Raw genomic sequence first — 25,015 nt, forward strand, 5'->3', positions numbered from 1 at the left:
ATGAGATTTCTAATCGTGTCGAAACGCTTTAGATTTTAAAAAATAATCATACTTTTATACACACAATTGAATATTTCTTAGTTTGCTACTCTAAAATGACCGAAAACGTAAAAATTATTGAATGCCCTCGAGATGCTATGCAGGGTATAAAAGAATTCATTCCTACCGAAAAAAAAGTTCAGTATATTCAGTCATTGTTACGGTGTGGTTTTGATACCATAGATTTTGGGAGTTTTGTTTCACCAAAAGCAATACCACAAATGGTAGACACCGCAGAGGTTTTATCACAATTAGATCTTTCTGATACCAGAAGCAAATTGTTAGCTATTATTGCGAATGTACGTGGTGCTAATGATGCAGTACAGCACGAAGCAATCGATTATTTGGGATATCCTTTCTCGATTTCAGAAAATTTCCAGATGAGAAATACACATAAGACTATTGCAGAATCTGTAGCTACATTACAAGAAATATTACATATCGCAGATAAAGCAAATAAAAAAGTAGTGGCCTATCTTTCTATGGGATTTGGTAACCCTTACGGAGATCCATGGAGTGTGGAAATAGTAGGGGAGTGGACCGAGAAATTAAGTAAGATGGGAGTGAAGATACTTTCATTATCAGATACTGTTGGTACTTCTACGCCAGAAATTATTGATTACTTGTTTGCAAATTTAATTCCGGCCTATCCAGAGATTGAATTTGGAGCACATTTACATACTACACCAACGACCTGGTTTGAGAAAGTTGATGCTGCATATAAAGCAGGATGCAGGCGTTTTGATGGAGCTATTCAAGGGTTTGGAGGATGCCCAATGGCAAAAGACGAATTAACAGGTAATATGCCTACCGAACGTATGATTTCATATTTTACAACAGTACATGCCGAAACAAATATCAAAACGCTAAGTTTTGAATCTTCACATAATGAGGCTACCAAGATATTTTCTATGTATCATTAGGTAGTAAGCTTATAATCAGTACAATAATTTTTTTCTGTATTAAAATTTAAAATTAATTTAGATTTAGAATAAATAAACTTTGTGAAGTTCATTTTGATGAATATATTTGCAGACTTATAAGTAATTGATATTAAGTCTAAATAAAAGAAATGAAAATTAAAAATTTGCTAAAAATCGTATGTATATCAGGGACCTTTATTTTAGGGTCTTGTTCTTCAGATGATGATTCTACTACAGAAGTAGTGGCACCTTCAACCTACGTTTTTGAACGTAATAATGAAAGCTCTGTAAGTTTTGGTGGTCAAACTACGCGTATTGCAATGGCCGAAGAAATTGTAAGTAAATTAAAAGATAATACAAGTACCGAAGCTATTTTGGATGCAATGTTTGCTCATGTAGAAGGAGCAAATGATTTTTCTGATGCTAGTCTAAATGCATCTGGTAAAAGTGTAAGAAGTAAAACGGCTGCATCAAGAGATTATTTTTCTGATAACGCAACAGATGCTGCAGCTATAAAGGATAAATTTGATAGTTGGATAAAAAGCCAGGTAGATGATGTTTTTCCTAGTTGGACGACAGATGCTTCGGCTGGTGTAGCAGGAGTTCTTCAAGAAGCAGGAGGAGGTTCTAAAAGATATGTTAATACAAAAGGACTAGAATTAAACCAGGCATTTGCAAAGAGTTTGATAGGTGCTTTAATGACTGATCAGGCTTTAAATAACTATTTAGGAACTTTAGTTTTGGATGAAGCTTCTAATATAGCAAATAATAATAATGGAGTAGTAGCAGAAGGTAAGCCTTATACTACGATGGAACACAAATGGGATGAAGCCTACGGTTATCTATATGGAGCTTCTCAAGATAAAGCAGATCCGAATAAAACTATAGGTCAGGACGATAGTTTCTTAAATAAATATATAGGAAGAGTAGAAGGAGATTCTGATTTTGCAGGTATTGCAAAAGAAATATTTGATGCATTTAAGTTGGGTAGAGCAGCTATTGTTGCAAAGAGATACGATGTACGTGATGCACAAGCGGCTATTATTAGAGAAAAAATATCACAGGTTATTGCGATAAGAGCAGTGTATTATTTGCAACAAGGAAAAACTGCATTAGAAGCTTCTACCGTAGATTATGCTAGTGCATTTCATGATCTTTCAGAAGGGTTTGGATTTGTATATAGTTTACAATTTACAAGAAAACCGCAAGGTAATGTTCCTTATTTAACAAGAACCGAGGTTCAGGGACTAATAGATCAGTTAATGGGAGGTACTAATGGATTTTGGGATGTAACTCCGGCAACTTTGCAATCAATTTCAGAAACTATTGCAAGTAAATTTAGTTTTACTGTTGCACAAGCAGGTAGCTAGAACAATAAACAATTCATAAAGTTTAAAAAAAGAGGTTGGAAATTATAACATTTCCAACCTCTTTTTTTACATTTGCAAAAATTTATTAAGAATAAATAAAAATAAGATGAAAAAATCATTATTTTTAGCTTTGGTTACGTTATTTTTTATAGCGGGCTGCTCATCGAGTGATGATTCGAATGATACAGGCGATATTACAGATAATTTTGACCGAAAAGCGTTATTAACTAATATAGCAGATAATATAGTTATACCTTCATATGAAAGTTTTTCTACCGATATCACTGCTTTAAAAACGGCAACCTCTACTTTTATAGCTACAACCGATGCAGCAAATCTTGTTGCACTACGAAATGCCTGGATAAAAGCATATACCTCATGGCAATCGGTTAGTATGTTTGAAATAGGAAAAGCAGAAGAACTTTCGCTACGAAATTTTATGAATGTATACCCTGTTACTGTAGCAGAAATAGAAGCTAATATTACTTCTGGGACGTATGATTTTACTTCGGTAACAAAACAGGACGAACAAGGATTTGGAGCGTTAGATTATCTTTTGAACGGATTATCAGGTACTGATACAGGAATCGTAGAGTTTTATACTACCAATGCTAATGCTGCCGGTTATAAAAAGTATTTGTCTGATTTGGTAAACCGTATGAGTGACCTTACCGGCCAGGTTTTAAACGATTGGAAAGGAAGTTATAGAGGTACTTTTATAAGTAATAGTGGATCTTCTGCCACAAGTTCGTTAGATAAATTGACTAATGATTTTATTTTTCATTATGAAAAACATTTACGTGCAGCCAAAATAGGAATACCTGCAGGTGTATTCTCAGGTTCTCCATTAGATACTACTGTTGAGGCTTTTTATAAAGCAGATATATCTAAGGCACTTTTTAATGCTAACCTTAGTGCGTTACAAGATTTTTTTAACGGAAAACATTTTGGCAGTACGACTACAGGAGAAAGTTTAAAAACGTATTTAGATTTCTTAAATACAATTAAAAATGGTGTAGATTTAAGTACGCTTATCAATAACCAATTTAATACTGCAAGAACAAAAGCATCTAGTCTGGCTGACGATCTATCATCTCAGGTTCGTACCAACAATACTTTAATGACACAAACCTATGATGAATTACAGAAAAATGTAGTTTTTCTTAAGGTGGATATGCTCTCTGCAATGTCTATACGAGTGGATTTTGTTGATGCCGATGGAGATTAATAGCATATATTGTTAGATGACTTTTAAACTTAACGAATATCTGAAAAAAACAACGGAGGCTGCACCACTTGCAGTCTTTCGTATTTTTTTTGGAGTAATGATGCTGATTAGTATTATTCGTTTTTGGAGCTATGGATGGATTGATAAACTATACATTCAACCTAAGTTTTTTTTCTCATATTACGGTTTCGAATGGGTAAAACCTATAGGGGTTTATACCTACATTATTTTTGCCATATGTGGGATTTCTACAATCTTTATAACTCTTGGTTTTAAATATAGAATCGCAATAGTTACTTTTTTTATCAGTTTCACATATATAGAACTGATGGATAAGACAACATATCTTAATCATTACTATTTTATTAGTCTACTTAGTTTTGTAATGATTTTTTTACCTGCAAATCGATATTATGCATTAGATGCAAAACAGAAAAGAATTTCTTATCAATTAATTCCTAACTGGACAATTGATGTTATCAAATTACTTTTGGGGATTGTGTATTTTTATGCAGGTTTGGCAAAACTTAATTCTGATTGGTTGGTAAAAGCAATGCCTCTTAAAATATGGTTACCTTCTAAATACAGTGTACCTCTTTTAGGAGATTTGATGCAAAAAGAATGGATGCATTATCTGTTTAGTTATTCGGGAGCTATTTATGACCTTACAATCCCACTATTGTTATTATATAGAAAAACGAGACCTTTTGCTTTTATTTTGGTGGTTATCTTTCATGTTTTAACCAGAGTTCTCTTTCCTATAGGAATGTTTCCTTATATCATGATTGTAAGTACATTAATATTTTTTGATGCTAGTCTCCATCATAAGATATTAGATTTTATTTCTAAAGTATTTAAAATAAACAAGCTACAATTTGATACCAATACAGCATTACAATTTTATCCCGAGAAAAATAAAGTCCTTTTAACCGCTATAACCATATTCTTTGCGATTCAGTTATTTCTACCGTTTAGATATATATTATACCCGGGAGAATTATTCTGGACAGAAGAAGGGTTTCGGTTTTCGTGGAGGGTAATGTTAATCGAAAAAGCAGGCTATGCTAATTTTAAAATTGTTGATAGTGTAACCAAAAAGCGATTTTATGTAGATAACGACGATTTTCTTACCGCTTTTCAACAAAAACAAATGGCATCACAACCTGATTTTATATTACAATATGCTCATTATCTAAAGCAACATTTTGAAAATCAAGGGCATCAAAACATACAAGTATTTGTTGAGAGCTATGTAGCACTTAATGGTAGATTAAGTACTCAATATATAGATCCAACAGTGGATTTGGGAAAACAAAAAGAGTCATTTAAACATAAAAATTGGATTATTCCATTTAAGGATGAAATTAAGGGATTATAGTATATTTTTCGGAACATTATTAACAATAAGCTCAGTTTTTGGGCAATATCAATTTAAGGGTACAGTAACAAGTCTGGACAATCAACCCATTGCAAATGCAGAAGTATATAACAGAACCAATGGTCAGCAGACCATTACAAATACCGATGGTCAATTTAAATTTGCAGATGTATCAGAAGGAGAATATCTGATTACTATTTTTAGTTTTGATTTTGAAATTTTGGATCAACGCATAAAGATTGAAGGAGATTCATCAAAAGATTTTGTGTTGAAACCTCTTGGAGAAGAACTATCTGAAGTTTTGATCACACAACGAAAGGAAAAGATTTTTGGACTCAAACAACTTAGACCTGTAGAAGGAACTGCAATTTTTGCAGGTAAAAAAAGCGAAGTGGTTTTAGTAGATCAGACAGTTGGTAATTTGGCTTCAAATAATTCTAGACAGATTTATGCTCAGGTCGTTGGATTAAATATATACGAGAACAGTGATGCAGGTCTTCAACTTAATATCGGAGGAAGGGGATTAGATCCAAACCGATCTGCTAATTTTAATATAAAACAGAATGGCTACGATATAAGTGCAGATGTTTTAGGATACCCCGAGAGTTATTATACTCCTCCTGCAGAAGCTTTGAGTGAAATACAAGTTGTTCGTGGGGCTGCTTCGTTACAATATGGAACCCAGTTTGGAGGACTCATCAATTTTAAAATGAAGCAACCCAACCCTAATAAAAAAATAGAACTCATATCCAGACAATCATTAGGGTCATTTAATTTATTTACAAGTTTTAATAGTATTAGTGGTACTTTAGGCAAGTTTAGTTATTACACTTATTTTAATTATAAAAAAGGTGATGGGTATAGGCCAAATTCTGAATTTGATTCTAAAAACTTTTATGCAAATATTGGGTATGCTTTTACCGATAGAACAAAACTAACTTTTGAAGCCACATATCTTGATTATCTGGCGCAACAACCGGGAGGACTAACCGATACTCAATTTAATGAAAATCCAGAGTTTAGCAATCGAACCAGAAATTGGTTTGATGTAAACTGGAAATTATTCTCCCTAAAATTAGAACATAAGTTTTCTGATAAGACCGATTTTAGTTTAAACCTTTTTGGTCTTGATGCTTCTCGAAAAGCAGTAGGTTTTAGAGGAAATCCTTTCGTGCTAAACTCAAACCCTATCACAGATGTAGATGAGACAGATGCAAATGGTAATTTTGCTTTTCCGCGTGATTTGATTGTTGGTAACTTTAGAAACTGGGGTGCAGAAGCCAGACTATTAAACAGATATAATTTGTTTGGTAAAGAATCCGTCTTTTTAATAGGTTCAAAATATTACCAGGCTAATAACGACTCTAGGCAAGGTCCGGGAAGTATTGGGACTAATGCAAATTTTAACTTTGCTTCGCAAGCATTTCCTGATTACCCAAACCAATCTGATTTTGATTTTCCTAACCTTAATGTTGCACTATTTGGAGAGAATATTTTTAATATTTCTGATAGTTTTTCGGTAACTCCGGGATTTAGATTCGAATATATTAAAACCGAAAGTGAAGGGAGTTATAATCGGATTAATTTTGATCTGGCGGGAAACCCTATTTCTAATACTACTCGGGAAGATAACAGAACTTTGGATCGCTCATTTTTACTTTTTGGTATTGGAGCTAGTTACAAACCAAATACCCATTTAGAGGCATATGCCAATTTATCTCAGAATTATAGATCGGTGACTTTTAGTGATATTCGGGTAGTAAGCCCAACTTTTGTTATTGATCCCGATATTTCTGATGAAGAAGGTTTTACTGCCGATTTTGGAGTTAGAGGAAAAATAGGAGGGAATAAACTGTCTTACGATATTGGGGGTTTTGGATTGCTTTATGATGATCGTATTGGGATCGTATTTGACGATAGAGCAAATAGAGTTAGAAAGAATATAGGAAAAGCGCTTATCTACGGATTAGAGACTTTTATGGATTGGAATATTCTTAATACATTTTATGAAGGAAATTCAGATTTTAGATGTAATTGGTTTGTTAATGCATCTTTTACAGAATCAGAATATATAGAGTCTGAAGAAGCAGGAGTACAAGGTAATAAAGTCGAATTTATTCCAGCAGTGAATTTAAAGACTGGATTAAAATTTGGTTATAAAAACTTTCTGGCTAATACACAGTTTACTTATTTATCAGAACAGTTTACAGATGTTTCCAACGCACCAGTTGCAACACCTAGTGATAGCCGTAATGGTATTATTGGCGAAATCCCATCGTACCACATCCTTGATTTTTCAGTTTCTTATCGATATAAGAAATTTAAACTGGAAACAGGGATAAACAATGTTTTAGATAGCCTTTATTTTACGAGAAGAGCGACCGGTTATCCTGGCCCAGGAATTATACCTTCAGAACCTTTAACCTGGTATACAACTTTACAGTTTAAATGGTAAGGAAATAACTTAAGTGTAGTAAAGTATTAAAATGAAATTGTTATGAATGAGTTTTTTGCATATGATAACATGGTGGCAAAGTATTACGAGAAAACACCTAATCGTGTATTGCCATTAATTTCATGGGAGTTTTATGGAGAACATCTTTCTGTATTAGAAAGCTTTAAAGAAGATCTTAATACATTAAAGAAAATTACTAAAAACTGGAATTTTACAAGAGACTATTCTCAAGAATTTATTCAAGAACAATCTGTTATTGTGATCACCAATCCTAGTCTTAAAATTGTATACGCTTCGCAAAATATTCAAAAGCTAAGTGGATATTCACCTAATGAGGTTATTGGCAATTCGCCAAAGATATTTCAGGGTGAAGATACATGTGCTAAGACATCTGCAAAAATAAGAAGTGCTATAGATAGTGAGACTCCTTTTGAAGTGTCGATTGTAAACTATAAAAAAGATAAAACCCCATATCTATGTCAAATTAAAGGATTTCCGGTTAGGGATAAACATGGTAAATTAGTAAATTATATTGCTTTTGAGAAAGCAGCATAATCTTTAAATAGAAGTAGTGCCAGTTGTTTCTTCATTACTAATTATGTATACCAATATTTTTATAGTACTACGAAAATATGAGATGATATATAGGATTACATTGTATAAAACAACTTAATACTGCACTTTAAAAAGTAATAAATTACGTACTTTAGTTATTTAGTTAAACATAATATCAAAACATGATACCAGAAATAGAACAACTATTAAATGATCAAATAAAATACGAAGCAAAAGCTTCTGCTCAATATCTTTCGATGGCTTGCTGGGCAGATACTCGAGGATATAACGGTATTGCAGATTTTTTTTATACGCAATCAGAAGAAGAACGAGTACATATGACCAAGTTGGTTAAGTTTATTAATGAACGAAGTGGTAATGCTGTTATTCCTGCAGTAGATAAACCCAGGGATGATTTTAAATCGTTGATGGAGCTTTTTGAAACATTTTTAGAAAGCGAAGAATTTGTTACAGAAAAAATTAATAATGTTATATATGAGTGTCTAAAGCATAAAGATTATAATGTACATAACTTTATGCAATGGTATGTAGCAGAACAGTTAGAAGAAGAGGCTACTGCACGAACATTATTAGACAAACTTAAAATTATTGGCGACGATAAGTCTGGTCATTATTTATTTGATAGAGATATCAATACTTTTCAAGCACCCGAACAAGCTAATTGATTGTTAATAAGTTATTAAAGATAAAATAGAGATTCCTTTTTTTGGAATCTTTTTTTTATATTTTTGTGCTTTATTTAGATTCAATAAAGATTATATCAGTGCAAAGTTCAGGTACTCCATCATTATATTCTCCTTGTCCGGCTGTCAATTGTGAAATAGCCTGTGGAGGGAAAAAGAAAAAATGTTGTAAAAAATATAAAAAGAAAGGAAAATCCAACTGCAAAAGATGTCCTAAACTTTAGTTTAAAGGATTCTATAATATATATTGGATATTAATCCATTCTCGAAAGCGGAAATACCCATAGGTGTTTCCGCTTTTTTGTAAAAAAATAACGATTTAATGTAGGGTGTTTCTTTATATACCTGTATTATAAATAGAAACCCGATTAAAGGTTGTAGTGCATAAGAATAAGTACATAGTCTTGTTCGGTATAAAAATTGTTCTTTTAATAATAATTATTTAGACTTAGTACGTATTATAGCCTTCAAACTAATTTTAAGTACTAATTAACAATTTGAATAGTTACTATAAGGTAGATTTACATTGATATGAAACGAACATTAAGAAATTTAAACATTACTTCACAAAAGGAAATGTTTAAAATTCTTAACGAGAGAACGAAGTGTTTACATACGTTCTCAATTTTATAATTAATTTACTGTCAAATAATTACTAAAATTTAAACGTGTGAAAAAGATTATTGTAGTTGTATTCCTAGTATTTTTGGGAATTAATTGGGTAAGTGCTCAGGAATGGCTAACCAATTTTGAGGAAGCAAAAAGAATTGCACAGGAAAATGATAAAAATATAATTTTGGTATTTGCCGGTTCGGATTGGTGTGCACCATGTATTAAATTAGAGAAACAGATTTTGCATACTGAAGAATTTCAAGGGGATGCCAAAAAACATTACGTATTATTAAAAGCCGATTTTCCACGTAAGAAAAAAAACCAATTACCCGAAGCTTTGCAACATCAGAATAATGCATTGGCAGAAAAGTATAATAAAAGTGGAGGTTTTCCATTGGTCGTTGTTTTAGATAAGAATGGCAAAAAACTTGGAGAAATTGGTTATAAAAAAGTAACACCAAATGCATACTTAGAAATGCTAAGTACAATGACTAAATAATATTTTGAGATTTTTCATTACCCTTTTATTTCTGGCTACTATAAGTAGTAGTTTTTCGCAGCAAATATATAAGCGTACCCTAAAACTAATGGGAAGTCGTTTTGATATTACCGTTGTCGAAAAAGATAAGACAACTGCTAATCAATACATCAATATTGCTGTCGAAGAAATTCAGAGAATCGAAAAATTGATTTCTTCGTGGGACAAAAATTCCCAAACTTCTCTAATTAATGACAATGCAGGGATTAAACCCGTGAAAGTTGATGCAGAACTTTTCGACCTAATATTTAGAGCTATTCAGATTTCTAAATTAACAGATGGCGCATTTGATATTAGCTATGCCTCAATGGATCGAATCTGGAAATTTGATAATAGTATGAAAGAAATGCCCTCTGAGGAAGAAATTAAAGCATCAGTTGCGCGTGTAGGGTATTCGTATATTATTTTGGATAAAAAGAAATCTACAGTATTTCTAACCCAAAAAGGGATGAAGATAGGATTTGGTGCTATTGGTAAAGGATATGCAGCAGATAAAGCCAAAAACCTCTTAATAAGTAAAGGAGTAAAAGCCGGAATCATAAATGCTTCTGGAGATATGAATACCTGGGGGAAACAACCCGATGGGAGTGAGTGGAAAGTTGCAATTACCAATCCTTTGAATAAAAATAATGCATTTGCACTATTACCAGTAGTAGAAAAAGCGGTAGTGACTTCTGGTAATTATGAAAAATATGTAATTTTAGATGGTAAACGGTATTCTCATATCATCGATCCCAGAACAGGATATCCATCTACTGGTATTGTAAGCGCTACAGTTTTTGCTCCAAAAGCTGAATTGGCAGATGCATTGGCAACTTCTGTTTTTGTGATGGGAATTGAGACTGGATTAAATAGAATCAATCAATTAAAAGGGATTGAATGTATTATAATTGATGATCAGGGAAATATTCATACCTCTGATCATATTAAGATAGATAATAAATAACAATAATTCTTATAAAACGTACTTTATGAATAAGTTGATACCAATACTTTTAGTACTAGTACTTTCTCTTAACTCATGTGTAGCTGTAAAAGAATACGAAAAAGTACAAATCAATGATCCTGATATGGAGCTGGCACTCAAAAAAATTGATCGTTTTGAAACTAATTTTCAAGCCTATAGAGAAGCTGCAGCTGGAGCAAATGGAGGTAAAACAGGTGGAGGATGTGGTTGTAATTAAGAGATAACACTTTTCTTAGCTAAAGAATTTGAAAAACATACTAGAAACTTTTATAAAGTAAAGATCTTTTGAGAAAAATTTCATTAATAATAGCATTATTATCTATAGGGATTGTAACCGCACAGGAGCAACAACAAGATGATACAACAACCTACAAAAAAAGAGTATTAGAATCTGCAGAAGTCGACTTTTTGATGAGTTATTATACTCAGGATGGTGATAATGCAGCAGTTACAGGAGGTGTGGGTACAGAAGAACTCACAGATATTACACCTACAATAGTAGTGTCTATCCCACTAAATGATGATGATGTATTAACTATAGATGCAGGAATATCTGCATATTCATCGGCTTCTTCTAGTAATGTTAATCCTTTTGATGGTAATGGTGCGGCAAACCCTTTTGTAGCCTCTTCAGGAGCATCAAAAAAGGATGTGTTAACAACAATATCAGGAAGTTATAGTCATAGTAGCGATGATCGAAATAGTGTGTGGTCTGCCAATGTTGCGGTCGCAACCGAGTATGATTATTTTTCTATAGGCTTTGGCGGTAGTTATTCAAGACTTTTTAATGAAAAAAATACAGAATTAAGTATAAAAGCCAATGTGTTTCTAGATACATGGAAAGCAATATATCCTTCAGAATTAAGGGATCAGCCTACATTTACGAAGTTTGATGATGAATCTCGTAATTCGTATTCTGTAGGATTAGGGTTTTCACAAATTTTGTCTAAAAGGTTACAGGGATCTCTTTCATTAGATTTTATTCAGCAGGAAGGTCTTTTGTCAACACCGTTTCAGCGCGTACAATTTGCAGATGTGGCCGATGTAATTATTGAAGAATTTACATATGGTGATGATGTAGAAAGATTGCCTGATTCCAGGTTTAAAATAGCTGCAGGAGGAAGATTACATTATTATATTAACGAGATTTTTACAATACGAACATTTTATAGATATTATACAGATGATTGGGGGATTAATTCACATACCGCAAGCATAGAAATACCCATTAAGATCACCGATAAATTTACACTGTATCCTTCATATCGTTTTTATACACAAACAAAAGCAGATTACTTTGCACCATTTAACCAACACTTGTCTACGCAACAATTCTATACCTCGGATTATGATTTGTCTGATTTTGATGCAAATCAATATGGTTTTGGTATTAGTTATACCGATATTTTTACAAAATTCCATATCTGGAAACTTGGTTTAAAAAGTATTGATCTTCGGTTTAGACAATATGAACGTAACTCTGGACTTAGTTCTAATTTATTTTCAGGAGGACTTAGTTTTATAATGGATTAAATCAGTTTATTATCGCATAATTTTTCTAACTATATACAACTATTATTTTTATTCTGTGTTGAAATAAGCAAGTTCTGGGTTTTAATACCACTTAGAGCTATATACTTTTATACTGTTTTTAAAATTAAAGTATTATGAAGATAAGTGAGCAAAATCAGTTTCATTACAATCGTATTGCAGAGGCGATAACGTATATTAAGCAAAATTTTAAAGATCAGCCTAACTTAGATGAGATTGCAGAAAAGGTACACATTAGCCCTTTTCATTTCCAAAGACTCTTTACAGATTGGGTGGGAGTAAGCCCTAAAAAATTTTTGCAGTACACTAGTTTAGAGTATGCAAAAAATATTTTAAAAGATCAGCAAACCACTTTGTTTGACGCAGCATACGAGACCGGACTCTCTGGAACAGGAAGATTACACGATCTTTTCATAAAAATAGAAGGAATGACACCCGGAGAATACAAAAATGGTGGGCAGAATCTAGACATCAATTATAGTTATGCCGAAAGCCCATTTGGTAAAATGCTGGTAGCTTCAACCTCAAAAGGTATTTGTCACATGACATTTGCAGATGATGATAATGCATTTACCGCATTACAACAACGTTTTCCGAAAGCAAAGTTTACCCAAATTGTAGATAGATCTCAACAAAATGCTCTATTTATCTTTACTAAAGATTGGAGAAAATTAAGTCAGATAAAATTGCACCTTAAGGGAACTGATTTTCAATTAAAAGTTTGGGAAACATTACTCAAGATTCCAAAGGGAGGATTAACAACCTATGGAACCATAGCCAATCATATTCATAAACCTAAAGCATCCAGGGCTGTAGGAACAGCAATAGGGAGTAATCCTGTTGCGTTTTTAATTCCTTGTCATCGGGTAATCCAATCTACTGGCGATTTAGGACAATACCATTGGGGCAGTACACGCAAGACGGCTATAATTGGCTGGGAAGCTGCAAAAATTAATTCATAACTAAGCAAGATTCGGGTGTTTTACGTTTTAAATTCTTATCAATTTTGCTACATCAAAATGATGTAATAAATTTTTCTACTACATCATCTGAACTAAATCATAAAACGAACATATGAAAAAATTTAAGATTGTCCCGTTAACAAAAGAATATGTATCACGAATCAAAGAAACAAAAGTAGATGATTTTGATAATCCTATTATTGAACAAATAGCTACTGGTTATGGACCTTGTCGTATTTCTCTAAAAAAGTTTAATCCAGGAAAAGATACCCGGTTATTAATTAGCCATAGTCCTTTTGAAATTAAAAATGCATTTAATCAACCGGGACCTATTTTTGTTCACAAAAAAGAAGTCGAACCTTATAAAAATGACCATCAATTTCCCCCAGAAATCAAAGCAGATAAACAAAATTTTCCTTTATCATTAATTGGATATACTACAAAACAAAATATGGTGTTTACAAAATTGGTAGGTGATGATGATGTAGATCTTTTGATTCCAGAAATATTTCATAACCGCAATGACATAGCATATTTACATGCTAGAAATGCTGAAGCAGGTTGTTTTATATGTAAAATAGAAAGAGTATAACTTTTAGAAACTCCAAAAATATCTAGAATGACTTTCATTTTTTATAAATAAAAAAGGGAACACTATCCTTATGTGTTCCCTTTTAGCCATTTACGTTAATAGATAAGTTATGGGCGTTTTTATAATAAAACGCTTATAGAGAATAATACCCTACCCCAATTAATTTTCTATTAACAGTTTTTAAAGTTTTAGCTAAAAAATAGATAAGTAGAATATGTGCAAAATTTTTGAAAATACCTTAATAACAAAAACCCAAATGATAATGAAATTAGAACAAGGATTCTTGTAAATTGTGTTGTTTTACATCAATTGTATTGCGTTTATCGCATGTGTAGAAAGATATTTAATAACATAGTATTAGGAATAAAACCAAAAAAAACGTTAAATTTATCCTACCTAAACGCCCAAATTATGCAGTCCAAATTCATTCTTACTATGGTTAGTATAGCTATGCTAACATTGAGTAGTTTTAAAAATAGTCCAGAAAACCAGAAGAGTGTGGTCGAAAAAGAGAGCACTGGTATATATCAGGGAGGACCAAAAGAATTAATAGGAAAATGGGTAATGGATGGTGATCCTAATACTTATATAGAATTGAGGTCGGATGGAACTGTTATTGAAAAATCCTTAGGAGAACCTCTAAAAAGATATTGGTTATTAAAAGATAGTAAATTGTGCTTAAAAGCGACGTCGGTAGAAGGAGGTACAGAAAAGTGTTTAGAATATGTATTAAGAAAAGATATGCTGGTGATTACTATGAATGAAATGAAACTCCACTATGCAAGATCTAAAGAATAATGTAATATAGTAATGGTATAAAATTTGTGATTGAGATAAAAGAATTGATAATTTTATCACCTTTTCGAGCATTAAAAAATCTCAAAACTGTAGATTACCAAAAAAACATTAAATTTATATCTTTATTTTATTAAAAAATTGAATTATGAAAAGACCCCAATCTATATCTGTAATTTTTACTACTGTAATATTAGCTGCAATGCTAATGAGTTTTAAGACAAAGCCTGTACAGCAAAATCAAACGTTAGAACCTGAAGAGATTGTAATTGATCAGGTTATAGACAAAGAATTGATAGGGATATGGGTAAAAGAAGATGATCCCGATACAGTTATCATGTTTAAGTTGAGTAATCTATTTGTAGAAAAATCAAAAACAAAGACAACTAAAAAGAAGTGGACTGTAGATGTAAAAAACCGCAAAATATGTATTGATGATTCAGAATGCATGAATTATGAAGTAACTGAAAATACATTGGTTCTCTATAAAAACAAAGAAAAAATAATATACAATAGATCTAATAAAGAATAAGAATTTTTTAAAGAAAACAACATTGTAACAAAATTCTATAAAAAAGACAGCGGGTGTATTTTAATACACCCGCTGTCTTTTTAACAATGATTCTTGATTTTTTAGTATGTAGATAGGCGTTATTTATCGAAAAACAATATAAAACTATATAGGTTGCTTTGATACCAGAGAATATTTTTGTCAAAAAAATTATATTGTTTGTCCAAAAATCAAAAAAGTGTTCGTCATAGTAGTGTAAAAAATAAATAAACCACTTAAAAAAACAGACAAATGAAAGAATTTATGTTTCTTTTTAGAGGAGATAACGAAGTATGGGATTCTAAATCTCCAGAAGAACAACAAAAACATATGCAGGAATGGCAAAAATGGATAGGTGAGATGGCTCAGCAAGAAAAATTTGTTGGCGGTGAGCGATTATATTCACACGGAAACACAATTCATCCGGGAGGAACCAAAGTCACAGATAGACCATTAACAGAAGGAAAAGAATTGGTTGGAGGATATTTGGTTATTAAAGCAAACAACTTAGGAGAAGCTACCGAAATGGCAAAAGATTGCCCAGCATTACAATGGGATTCTTATGTAGAAGTACGAGAAGTGTGGCCAGAAAGTTAAGATAAAAGAACATTTAAAAAATACAGTAATGAAAGAATTTATGTTTATTATTAGAGGAGGAGAAGATAAGTATAGTAATAACTCTCCTGAAGAAATGCAACAACATATGGAGCATTGGCAACAATGGATGGGTGGTTTAGCAAAATCAGAACAACTTATTGGTGGCCAGCCCTTAATGAGTGAAGCTAAAACACTTACTGAAGGAGGTAAAAAAATAACAGATCGCCCATTAGCAGAAGGAAAAGAACTAGTTGGAGGGTACTTGCTAATTAAAGCAGATTCTCTGGATCATGCTGCACAAATAGCTAAAGATTGCCCAAGCTTTGAGTATGGATGCAGTGTCGAAGTACGAGAAATAAGCCCAATGGAATAATTTTTTTGGAAAATAGAGATCACATAGATCGTACATTAAACCATCTTTTTAGACAAGAATCTGGAAAGATGGTTGCTGTATTGATTAAAATATTCGGTACCGAAAATATAGAATTAGCAGAAGATGTAGTACAGGATGCTCTGGTTAAAGCTCTAGAAACCTGGAAATATAGAGGAATGCCGGATAATCCAAGAGCATGGTTATATCGCACAGCCAAAAATAAAGCTATAGATATTATCAGGCGCAATAAGCATAGTAGTATTATTGATTTTTCTGATCCCGAAAAACAACTTTTAACTTCTGGGTATACGCTAACTACTACGATGGATACTTACTGGCAGGAGCAACATATAAAAGATGATTTTCTGGGAATGATGTATGCGTGCTGTCACCCCGATATCTCACAAGAAAATCAAATTACATTTATCCTAAAAGCATTATGTGGATTTAGTACCAAAGAAGTTGCAAGATCTTTTCTTACCAGTGAAGATACTATTTCTAAGAGATTGTATAGAACCAAAGAATATTTCAGAAAACATAAGATACGTCCTGTAATTCCTACGATTAATGAAATTAATCTTAGAACCAAAACGGTACTTAGTGCAATCTATCTCATGTTTAATGAAGGATATAATTCTACTCATTCTGATCAATTGATTCGCAAAGATCTAATTAGTCAAGCAATGTTTCTATGTAGGTCTCTTTTATCCGAAAAACGTACACAATTACCCGAGGTTTATGCTTTGATGGGGTTAATGTGTTTTCATGCCTCTAGAATTAATAGTAGACTAACAGAAGAAGGAAGGCTTATTTTGCTTTCTAAACAGGATCGTACAACATGGGATGCAGAATTAATACGATCTGGAGAACAATATCTTAATAAGGCTGCTTTTGGAGGCGAGCTCTCTACATATCACCTCGAAGCTGCAATAGCATATCAACATTGCTGTGCAAAGCAATATGCAGATACAAACTGGACAATGATATTAGAATATTATGAACTCTTATTAAAGATTGCTAATGATCCTATTGTTTTTTTAAATCGATGTCTGGTTATCCTAGAACTCAAAGGTCCAAAAGAAGCAATAGCAGCACTCGAAAGTGTAAAGAACGACAAGTTACTCGAAAAATATTACCTGTATCATGCAACTTTAGGCGAAATCTACCAACGATTAGAAGATAATAACACAGCTACAACATATTACCAAAAAGCAATAGAACTCACTCAGTCCAAACAAGAAAGACAGTTTCTAAAAGATAAAATTGCTCGTATATCGAATTGAAAACTGGTTATGATAACGGTGTTTCAGAAAATCTTTTTACCTTTTCAGAATAAATGTTTTTTTATTCTGTAATTCTATGCGAAATAAATAATACTTTTCACGGGAAACAGTGTTCTATAAATTGCAGGTATTATAGATATTTGTTTTATTATTCAAACTGTACATACTTTATATGGTTTTGAAAAACTAAACAGAGAAAAAATAGATTTTAAAAAGAAGCAGATTTTTAATTTATATAGTGAGTAGTATGTACTCTTAGAAGTAAGGATATAGTGCTAAATGTAACCTTATTATATTTTGTAGTATCTTAATTTATAGGAGCTTTGAGGAATACTTAGTATTAGGTAAATATAATAATATTGTAATATGGGAAATAACCAAGATCAGATACATCAGCTTTTAGAAAAGCTCGAGATCCTACTGAAAAGACAACAAGATTTCTCAACTCAAATACAAGACCTCAAAGATGAGATATATAAACTAAAAACAGCATCGACCAACCAGTCCGATATAAAAACAGAAAATCCAATTCCTGTTTCGCCTATAGCAGAAGTTACAAAAGAAAGTATCAAAGAATCACCTTCTCCTGTTAAGTCAGAGGCTGTACAACCAGCGCTAGTAAAAGAAGAAAAACCTGTTATTGCCAAAACCAGTATACCTAAAAAGAAATCTAATCTTGAGAAATTTATTGGAGAAAACTTAATCAATAAAATAGGTATTGTGATTATTATCATTGGTGTTGCTATTGGTGCAAAATATACCATAGAACATGATTTAATAGGACCATTAACCAGGATTATACTAGGATATTTAACAGGATTAGGACTTTTAGGAATTGGTATGAAACTAAAGAAAAAATATAAAAACTTTAGTGCCGTACTGGTTAGTGGCGCCATGGCTATTTTATATTTTATTACCTTTTTAGCATACGACTTATACGGCTTGATTCCGCAGACTTTGACATTTGTTCTTATGTTATTATTTACGGCATTTACCGTTTTTGCAGCAATACAATATAATAAGCAAATTATAGCTCATATAGGACTTGTAGGAGCCTATGCAGTTCCTTTTTTATTAAGTGACGGATCGGGTAGAGTAGTTATTCTGTTTAGTTATATGGCAATTATTAATATAGGTATTCTTATTATTGCCATCAAAAAATACTGGAAACCCCTTTATTTTTCATCTTTTTTGCTCACCTGGATCATTTTTATGTCATGGTATGCCGATAAATACACAATAGAAGAACATTTTGCCCTTGGTTTTATATTTCTTACTATCTTTTTTATCACATTCTATCTTATGTTTTTGGTGTACAAACTCAGAAAAAAAGAAAGCTTTAAAACTGTTGATGTAATTCTGCAATTATCTAATTCGTTTATCTTTTATGGCATTGGATTTTCGATGCTAAGCAATCACGAATACGGTAAAGATTTATTAGGCGTATTTACATTAGCGAATGCTGTGATTCATTTTGTAGTAAGCGTTATTGTGTATAGATTAAAACTAGCTGATCGTAACCTGTTTTATTTTGTATCTGGAATGGTTTTGATTTTTATTACAATTGCATTTCCTGTACAACTAGACGGAAATTGGGTTACACTGCTATGGGCAGGAGAAGCAGCATTGTTATTTTGGATCGGGCGAACCAAAAAAGTACCGATATACGAAATGCTCTCATATCCACTGTGGGCCTTAACTTTTTTTAGCCTTTTGCATGATTGGATCGTGGTGTACTATAGATATAGCCCAACACTACCAGAAACCAGGCTAATGCCAGTGTTTAATATTTATCTTATGACATCAATATTGTGTATTGTGTCTTTTGCATTTATCTATATCACACATCGTAAAGAGAAACTATCTTTTCCCTGGCCAAAACAACCCTGGTTGTACACAATGCTTACCATAGGTCTGGCATTACTATTGGTATGTACTACCTACTTTACATTTTGGATAGAAATAGATAGTTATTGGAGCCAGGTGTATCAAGATCTAGATCACCACTACATTTCCCAAAATATTAATAGTACAGAACAGTATACAATATTATCAGACACCAGAAATTTTAAAGCTATATGGCTCATTAATTATAGTATGTTGTTTCTAATTATTTTGGCTTTTGTGAATATCAAAAAAATTAAAAATAATGTTTTTGGGTATATCACTCTTAGTTTTATATGGTTAGCTCTTTTTGTGTTTTTAACCAGAGGATTATACTTGTTAAGCGAGTTTAGAGACAGTTATTTAGAATTAAAAGGAACAGAATTTAGTACAACAGCTTTTTCTCATATCGGGATACGATATATTTCTTTTGTATTTGTAGCCGGTTTACTATTTACTTTTTATAAGTATGTACGGCAAGAATTTCTGGGTAGAACTTTTAAAGTTGCTTTTGAAATTATACTACATTGTACATTAATCTGGATAGTGAGCAGCGAATTAATACATTGGTTAGACTTGTTGGGGTATACAGAAACGTATAAACTTGGCTTAAGTATTTTATGGGGTGTTTACGCATTATTACTCATTGTTTTAGGAATATGGAAGCGAAAGAAATATCTACGAATCTTAGCAATTATAGTATTCGGAATTACACTTATAAAGTTATTCTTCTATGATATTTCACATATGGAAACCATTGCCAAAACTATTGTATTCTTAGCGTTAGGAGTGCTTCTTTTGATTATTTCATTTTTATACAATAAATACAAACATATTATTGCAGACGAAACCAATAGTAATCAACTTTAAAAAGTTATTTGTAAAAGAATATATATAAAACCTGTAAAGTGAGAATGTCATAATCATATGCGTTCTTAATTAGGGATAATTAAAAAGATGTAAACTCATGGAAAAGAAAATTATAAAATTCTTGGTACTGTTGATTAGCTTTGGAGCTTATGCCCAGATAGATCAATATGCTTATAGAAGTATATTGCCAGAGATAACAGACACCTGGCATGCTATTAGTCTACCCGATGAAATGTTTAGTAAAGTTTCACCAAATCTATCTGATATTAGAGTTTTCGGAATCACAAACAAGAAAGATACCATAGAAGCACCTTATCTTTTACGATTAAAAACAGAAAAAAAATCTTTTAATAAAATACCTTTTACCATCTTAAATACCTCGTTTAATGAGAAAGGAACATATATTACACTAGAAATCCCAACAAAACAACCCATTAATCAGATTCATTTGGATTTTGAGCAATCTAATTTTGATTGGTTAATTACCTTAGAAGGAACTCAGGACCGTAAAGAATGGTATACCATAAAAGAAGACTATCGTATACTTTCTATAAAAAATGAACTTACAGATTATCAATTCACTACAGTACGATTTCTTAATGCGCAGTACCACTATTTCAGGATACTGATAAAAAATACTAAAAAACCAGTTTTACAATCGGCTAATGTAACCAGATACGAAGTTAAAAAGGCAAATTACAAAGAATATGATATAGAAAAACTAAATATTCAGAATCCTAAGGGAACCAAAAAAACAATTATCGATCTAAATCTTAAAACTCCAGTTCCTGTAAGCTATATTGGTGTCGAAGTACAAGAAACTTTTGATTATTATCGTCCTATATCTATTCGGTATGTAACAGATAGTGTACAAACCCAGCAAAGCATTTGGAAACCCCGGTATAGAGAGCTTAGTTCTGGAGTACTTAATTCTATAGAAGATAATGTATTTACCAATACGAGTACAATTGCTCAAAAATTTAGAATAGTGATTGATAATCATGATAATCAACCTTTAAAGATAAATAAAGTCATCGTTAAAGGATATCAACACGAACTTGTTACGCGTTTTACAAATCCGGGAACGTATTATTTGGTTTATGGAAATGATAAAATGAAAAAGCCTTCATATGATCTTAATTATGTATCGACCAAAATTCCAGATGATATGACAACACTATTTCCTGAAGCACAGTCAACTATTGGTCACCAAAAATCTTCTGCAACAAAACCTTTATTTGCTAATAAGATCTGGCTATGGGGTATTATGGGTATTGTAATCCTGTTGTTAGGGGGATTTACATTATCTATGATGAAGAAAAAATAAAAAGCATATTTTTTTTCTGAATAATAAGAAGCTTTTTTGTCAGAATGATAAGAAAAACCTACGAAAAGTACTTCATTTGGGTTTATGCGATTTATACTTCTATTTTTTTAAAATCTTTTTTTCGAGTTCTTATGGGTATTATTTTGAGATGCAGTGCTTTAACAGGGGAGTGATTGCTGTTGAGGAAAACCGTAAATATCTTTAAAAATAAATACTTAGGTTAGCAGTATTACACATATGATAATAAAGTTTTTAGTCCTATAAAATATAGACTTGATCAGCTACCGTTTCATAGTTTAAGAATTAGTATCCTGTGTGGATATGTCTTAGTGTAATACAAAGTCGGAAAATGAATAAGAAATAAATAAAAACTCTACATCTTATCTGCTATGGTAAGATTACGTCCAATATAATAAGCTTTAGCTTATGGACTCCAAAAAGAAAACTTGTAAATGAAAATTGAATTACTATCTATTTTTGATGGATTATTTAGTGTAAATACTAAAGAAAAGAAGCATGAAACGAGTACTTCCAAAATTTTTATGACTGATACGCATACTAATTCTGGCAGAACCTTGATGATCGAAGAAGAAGATTATTCAGTTTGGGCATATCTCTTGAGTACAGATAAAGAAGATATTGATTTTGATGGCTTTCTATGTGCAGTAATTGATCCGAGATTTTCTGATGTAAAATTGTATAAGAACATTCGGGAAAGAAGAGATGCACCATTACCAGCCTTATATGCTAATCGATATAGTTATGTTAAAAATCTTAAAAAGAAAGATATAAAAATACGTTGGCAAGAAGAGTATGTAACCATATTCATAAAGAAAAAAGTATATCTTGTTATGGATCTAAATACAAGAACCAGCTATTCAAAAGGATTAGCAAATGATTGTGACTACGGAAAACAACTAAAAAGCTAAGAAGCGAGGATATAACCCATAACCTTCTCTCAACAACATCTATTTCTCGATGAAATACAAATATTTAACTTTCGACAGAATGTCGAAACAGATATTTAATATAGAGGTGTGATCTTACCGTTCAGCAAAAATATTTAACTGCAAGAGTATGATTGTGTTACCTTGGTTCATAGAACAGAATTAATGACTGTTAATAGTAACCATGAGATAGCATAAGGTATTTTACTTTTTATCAGTTAAAAATCAAAAATAATGAACAGGAAGATCTTGCTTATAATTAGTTTTTTATCTATTAACCATATATTTTCTCAACAAATACCAGATACGACCTATAGTCCAGAGATAACCACAAAAATGTATCCTAAAAAATCGGGTACTACGATTTATATAGATCAGGGACATCGTAATTTTCATACAAAAAACAATAGGTTTTTACCTTTTGCAAAATTAGTGTTAGAAGATGGCTATAAAGTCGATGGTTTTGACGGGAAATTTGAAAAAGATAAGCTAAAAGACCTAAAGATATTAGTGATCTCTAATGCGTTATCAGAAAATAGCAGACCTCCTTTTGTTGCTCCCACAGAGAGTGCTTTTTCAACAAATGAAATAAATACTATAAAAGAATGGGTTAAAAATGGAGGCTCTCTTTTTTTGATCGCAGATCATATGCCTTTTGCTGGTGCTTCTGCAAATCTAGCAAAAGCTTTTGGTTTTACATTTTATGACAGCTTTGTAATGGACGCAGATGACAAAGGAATTTTTGACTTTTCCCGAAAAAATAAAATGCTCGGCAATCATGTAATAACAAATGGTAGAAATCATCAGGAACGCGTACACAAAATAAGAACCTTTACCGGGCAAGGGTTTAAGATACCTAAAAAAGCCTATTCTATTTTAAATTTAAAAAAAGAATATACTGTCTTCATTACAGATACAATGTGGGTTTTTAATGAGAAAACTCCAAGAATCTCTGCAGAGAATTTATCTCAGGGTGCTGTTTTAGAATACGGAAAAGGCAGAATAGCTGTATTTGGAGAAGCAGCCATGTTTACTGCTCAACTTGCAGGTAGAGATAGGGTTAAGGTTGGGATGAATGCTGCAGAAGCTACCGAAAATTATCAGTTGTTGCTTAATCTAATACATTGGTTAGATAGGAAGTATTAATCTAACCACATGAAATATCACTATGTAAAAAACACTAAAAAAAGATGTACTCATGAAAAACACACAGCAAAACAACCTGTTTTTGATAACTTCATTTTTGTTACTAGCAGTGTTGCATTTTCCTAAATCCAGCGCTCAGCACACTACAACAGAACAATATTTTAGGCACATGAGATATAATCATGTATCACCACATGTAAGAATTCACGGAATCCATGAAATAAATCAGCAAGAAGCTCAACGTACTTCTCATTATGTTTTTAAATACAATGAAAAAAAACAATTGATAGAGATTATTAACTATCATTATCACGATCAAAGAAAACACCCCTTAGCAACAATTGGGGCGCATAAAACGGTTTTTGAATACACTAATAGTGAAGAGACTCGCATTTTTTTTGATAAAAAAGGAAATCGAATGACTAATGATCGCGAAGTCTATAAAGAAGTATATCAATATGATAAAAATGGATTTATAAATGCACTTGATTTTTATGATTTGAACGATGATCCTATGGAGTCTAATTGGAAGATTGCGAATTATCGATGGTCGAAAAACAAAAAAATGGTTGTAGAAAAGCGGTATGATCTACAAAGTAAGCCAGTTAATATTTCACCATACTTTGAATTTGGGATAACAGGAATTTTATATAGAAAAGACGGATCTCCAAAAGCTAATTATAACCTTAATGAGAAGTTAGAAGTTCAAGAAAACTCGATAGGAATAGCGTCTTACGAAGATACTTATGATGAATATGGAAATCATGTTCGGTATTCTTATCACAATGCAAAAGGAGAATTAACTAAAAACCAATGGAATTTTGCTGCAAACAACCAAGAGTTTGATGATAAAGGGTATCTCATAAAAGGAGCGATGTTTGACGAAAATAACGAATTGATACACAAGCGAAATTTCCCTTCTGTAACCCGTATAAGAATGGCTAGTCCGGTAAGTAAAAAAGATAGTATAGAAATCAGTGAAAAAGCTTTAGGGTATTTAATAGCACTACAGGAATTAAAACCTGATCTTATGAAAGAGGTGTTTCATAAAGATTTAGCCAAGAGGACCATGGGGTTTGATCGTGAAAAACAAAAAGAAGTGATTAGAGAAACCAGTTACGAACAGATGATAGAGTTTGCAAAATCATGGAACAAATCTGGAACTAAGTTTCCGCCTAAACCCAGTAATAAAATAAAGATATTAGATATCTATAATCGCATAGCTACGGTTAAATTGATTTCAGACAATTGGGTAGAATATTTGCATTTGGTAAAAACAAATGACCAATGGCAGATCATAAATTTACTTTGGCAACATAAGAATGTAGATCGATATCCAAACTAAAATAAATAAAAATAATACTTAAGA

At 32.0% G+C, this 25,015-nt stretch carries 23 protein-coding genes; all 23 read left to right on the forward strand.

Features of this window, described 5'->3' with window-relative positions; translation table 11 throughout:
• The first annotated feature begins 95 nt into the window (after positions 1-95).
• The 23 genes from ATO12_RS14880 to ATO12_RS24990 all read left to right on the forward strand — a co-directional run bounded on the left by ATO12_RS14880 (position 96) and on the right by ATO12_RS24990 (position 24,991).
• Positions 96-962 carry a hydroxymethylglutaryl-CoA lyase gene (locus tag ATO12_RS14880; RefSeq protein WP_034242961.1) on the forward strand — a complete coding sequence of 289 codons (867 nt, stop codon included), beginning with the start codon at positions 96-98 and terminating at the stop codon, positions 960-962.
• A gap of 149 nt (positions 963-1,111) precedes the next feature.
• Positions 1,112-2,332 carry a DUF4856 domain-containing protein gene (locus ATO12_RS14885; protein WP_034242962.1) on the forward strand — a complete coding sequence of 407 codons (1,221 nt, stop codon included), beginning with the start codon at positions 1,112-1,114 and terminating at the stop codon, positions 2,330-2,332.
• A 106-nt stretch (positions 2,333-2,438) separates the two neighbouring features.
• On the forward strand, positions 2,439-3,560 hold the full coding sequence (locus tag ATO12_RS14890; RefSeq protein ID WP_034242963.1) for an imelysin family protein: 1,122 nt from the start codon (positions 2,439-2,441) through the stop codon (positions 3,558-3,560).
• A gap of 16 nt (positions 3,561-3,576) precedes the next feature.
• Complete coding sequence (locus ATO12_RS14895) at positions 3,577-4,938, forward strand: HTTM domain-containing protein (protein ID WP_034242964.1); 1,362 nt, start codon at positions 3,577-3,579, stop codon at positions 4,936-4,938.
• Positions 4,919-7,393, forward strand: coding sequence for a TonB-dependent receptor domain-containing protein (locus ATO12_RS14900; protein ID WP_034242965.1), 2,475 nt, complete (start codon positions 4,919-4,921; stop codon positions 7,391-7,393). The genes ATO12_RS14895 and ATO12_RS14900 overlap by 20 nt, the downstream gene beginning before the upstream one ends.
• Before the next feature lie 42 nt (positions 7,394-7,435).
• Positions 7,436-7,948, forward strand: coding sequence for a PAS domain-containing protein (locus ATO12_RS14905; protein WP_034242968.1), 513 nt, complete (start codon positions 7,436-7,438; stop codon positions 7,946-7,948).
• Between the two features lie 182 nt (positions 7,949-8,130).
• On the forward strand, positions 8,131-8,634 hold the full coding sequence (locus tag ATO12_RS14910; RefSeq protein WP_034242970.1) for a ferritin: 504 nt from the start codon (positions 8,131-8,133) through the stop codon (positions 8,632-8,634).
• A 688-nt stretch (positions 8,635-9,322) separates the two neighbouring features.
• Positions 9,323-9,763, forward strand: a complete 441-nt coding sequence (locus tag ATO12_RS14915) for a thioredoxin family protein (protein WP_034242973.1) — start codon at positions 9,323-9,325, stop codon at positions 9,761-9,763.
• A 4-nt stretch (positions 9,764-9,767) separates the two neighbouring features.
• Positions 9,768-10,748, forward strand: a complete 981-nt coding sequence (locus tag ATO12_RS14920; protein WP_240486141.1) for an FAD:protein FMN transferase — start codon at positions 9,768-9,770, stop codon at positions 10,746-10,748.
• A gap of 25 nt (positions 10,749-10,773) precedes the next feature.
• The gene (locus ATO12_RS14925) at positions 10,774-10,986 is read left to right on the forward strand and encodes a DUF4266 domain-containing protein (RefSeq protein ID WP_034242978.1); all 213 of its coding nucleotides are present in this window, start codon (positions 10,774-10,776) and stop codon (positions 10,984-10,986) included.
• A 68-nt stretch (positions 10,987-11,054) separates the two neighbouring features.
• A complete protein-coding gene (locus ATO12_RS14930; protein ID WP_034242980.1) occupies positions 11,055-12,302 on the forward strand; it encodes a DUF3570 domain-containing protein in 1,248 nt (415 codons plus the stop codon).
• A 134-nt stretch (positions 12,303-12,436) separates the two neighbouring features.
• Positions 12,437-13,282 carry a bifunctional helix-turn-helix domain-containing protein/methylated-DNA--[protein]-cysteine S-methyltransferase gene (locus tag ATO12_RS14935; RefSeq protein WP_034242982.1) on the forward strand — a complete coding sequence of 282 codons (846 nt, stop codon included), beginning with the start codon at positions 12,437-12,439 and terminating at the stop codon, positions 13,280-13,282.
• A gap of 112 nt (positions 13,283-13,394) precedes the next feature.
• Positions 13,395-13,874, forward strand: a complete 480-nt coding sequence (locus ATO12_RS14940; protein WP_034242985.1) for a DUF1203 domain-containing protein — start codon at positions 13,395-13,397, stop codon at positions 13,872-13,874.
• A gap of 411 nt (positions 13,875-14,285) precedes the next feature.
• Entirely contained in the window at positions 14,286-14,672 is a 387-nt protein-coding gene (locus ATO12_RS14945) for a hypothetical protein (protein WP_131248842.1), read from the forward strand.
• A 145-nt stretch (positions 14,673-14,817) separates the two neighbouring features.
• The gene (locus ATO12_RS14950) at positions 14,818-15,201 is read left to right on the forward strand and encodes a hypothetical protein (RefSeq protein ID WP_034242996.1); all 384 of its coding nucleotides are present in this window, start codon (positions 14,818-14,820) and stop codon (positions 15,199-15,201) included.
• Positions 15,202-15,471: 270 nt separating this feature from the next.
• Positions 15,472-15,816: a YciI family protein gene (locus ATO12_RS14955; protein WP_034242999.1), complete on the forward strand. Its 345-nt coding sequence runs from the start codon at positions 15,472-15,474 to the stop codon at positions 15,814-15,816.
• 28 nt (positions 15,817-15,844) lie between these two features.
• The gene (locus tag ATO12_RS14960) at positions 15,845-16,189 is read left to right on the forward strand and encodes a YciI family protein (protein WP_034243002.1); all 345 of its coding nucleotides are present in this window, start codon (positions 15,845-15,847) and stop codon (positions 16,187-16,189) included.
• A gap of 5 nt (positions 16,190-16,194) precedes the next feature.
• Positions 16,195-17,472, forward strand: coding sequence for an RNA polymerase sigma factor (locus tag ATO12_RS14965; protein ID WP_051575858.1), 1,278 nt, complete (start codon positions 16,195-16,197; stop codon positions 17,470-17,472).
• Positions 17,473-17,838: 366 nt separating this feature from the next.
• On the forward strand, positions 17,839-20,226 hold the full coding sequence (locus ATO12_RS14970; protein WP_034243005.1) for a DUF2339 domain-containing protein: 2,388 nt from the start codon (positions 17,839-17,841) through the stop codon (positions 20,224-20,226).
• Positions 20,227-20,323: 97 nt separating this feature from the next.
• Positions 20,324-21,553, forward strand: coding sequence for a DUF3999 family protein (locus ATO12_RS14975; protein WP_034243008.1), 1,230 nt, complete (start codon positions 20,324-20,326; stop codon positions 21,551-21,553).
• Between the two features lie 452 nt (positions 21,554-22,005).
• Positions 22,006-22,482, forward strand: coding sequence for a hypothetical protein (locus tag ATO12_RS14980; protein WP_034243010.1), 477 nt, complete (start codon positions 22,006-22,008; stop codon positions 22,480-22,482).
• A 252-nt stretch (positions 22,483-22,734) separates the two neighbouring features.
• Positions 22,735-23,646: a hypothetical protein gene (locus tag ATO12_RS14985; protein ID WP_034243013.1), complete on the forward strand. Its 912-nt coding sequence runs from the start codon at positions 22,735-22,737 to the stop codon at positions 23,644-23,646.
• A gap of 52 nt (positions 23,647-23,698) precedes the next feature.
• Positions 23,699-24,991 carry a nuclear transport factor 2 family protein gene (locus ATO12_RS24990; RefSeq protein WP_081802081.1) on the forward strand — a complete coding sequence of 431 codons (1,293 nt, stop codon included), beginning with the start codon at positions 23,699-23,701 and terminating at the stop codon, positions 24,989-24,991.
• Positions 24,992-25,015: the final 24 nt, after the last annotated feature.

This window comes from Aquimarina atlantica (assembly GCF_000626715.1).
GTDB lineage: Bacteria > Bacteroidota > Bacteroidia > Flavobacteriales > Flavobacteriaceae > Aquimarina > Aquimarina atlantica.

Coding starts and splice junctions, on each gene's coding strand:
- ATO12_RS14880 (WP_034242961.1), top strand. CDS start 96: ATGACCGAAAACGTAAAAATTATTGAATGCCCTCGAGATGCTATGCAG.
- ATO12_RS14885 (WP_034242962.1), top strand. CDS start 1,112: ATGAAAATTAAAAATTTGCTAAAAATCGTATGTATATCAGGGACCTTT.
- ATO12_RS14890 (WP_034242963.1), top strand. CDS start 2,439: ATGAAAAAATCATTATTTTTAGCTTTGGTTACGTTATTTTTTATAGCG.
- ATO12_RS14895 (WP_034242964.1), top strand. CDS start 3,577: ATGACTTTTAAACTTAACGAATATCTGAAAAAAACAACGGAGGCTGCA.
- ATO12_RS14900 (WP_034242965.1), top strand. CDS start 4,919: ATGAAATTAAGGGATTATAGTATATTTTTCGGAACATTATTAACAATA.
- ATO12_RS14905 (WP_034242968.1), top strand. CDS start 7,436: ATGAATGAGTTTTTTGCATATGATAACATGGTGGCAAAGTATTACGAG.
- ATO12_RS14910 (WP_034242970.1), top strand. CDS start 8,131: ATGATACCAGAAATAGAACAACTATTAAATGATCAAATAAAATACGAA.
- ATO12_RS14925 (WP_034242978.1), top strand. CDS start 10,774: ATGAATAAGTTGATACCAATACTTTTAGTACTAGTACTTTCTCTTAAC.
- ATO12_RS14935 (WP_034242982.1), top strand. CDS start 12,437: ATGAAGATAAGTGAGCAAAATCAGTTTCATTACAATCGTATTGCAGAG.
- ATO12_RS14940 (WP_034242985.1), top strand. CDS start 13,395: ATGAAAAAATTTAAGATTGTCCCGTTAACAAAAGAATATGTATCACGA.
- ATO12_RS14945 (WP_131248842.1), top strand. CDS start 14,286: ATGCAGTCCAAATTCATTCTTACTATGGTTAGTATAGCTATGCTAACA.
- ATO12_RS14950 (WP_034242996.1), top strand. CDS start 14,818: ATGAAAAGACCCCAATCTATATCTGTAATTTTTACTACTGTAATATTA.
- ATO12_RS14955 (WP_034242999.1), top strand. CDS start 15,472: ATGAAAGAATTTATGTTTCTTTTTAGAGGAGATAACGAAGTATGGGAT.
- ATO12_RS14960 (WP_034243002.1), top strand. CDS start 15,845: ATGAAAGAATTTATGTTTATTATTAGAGGAGGAGAAGATAAGTATAGT.
- ATO12_RS14970 (WP_034243005.1), top strand. CDS start 17,839: ATGGGAAATAACCAAGATCAGATACATCAGCTTTTAGAAAAGCTCGAG.
- ATO12_RS14975 (WP_034243008.1), top strand. CDS start 20,324: ATGGAAAAGAAAATTATAAAATTCTTGGTACTGTTGATTAGCTTTGGA.
- ATO12_RS14980 (WP_034243010.1), top strand. CDS start 22,006: ATGAAAATTGAATTACTATCTATTTTTGATGGATTATTTAGTGTAAAT.
- ATO12_RS14985 (WP_034243013.1), top strand. CDS start 22,735: ATGAACAGGAAGATCTTGCTTATAATTAGTTTTTTATCTATTAACCAT.
- ATO12_RS24990 (WP_081802081.1), top strand. CDS start 23,699: ATGAAAAACACACAGCAAAACAACCTGTTTTTGATAACTTCATTTTTG.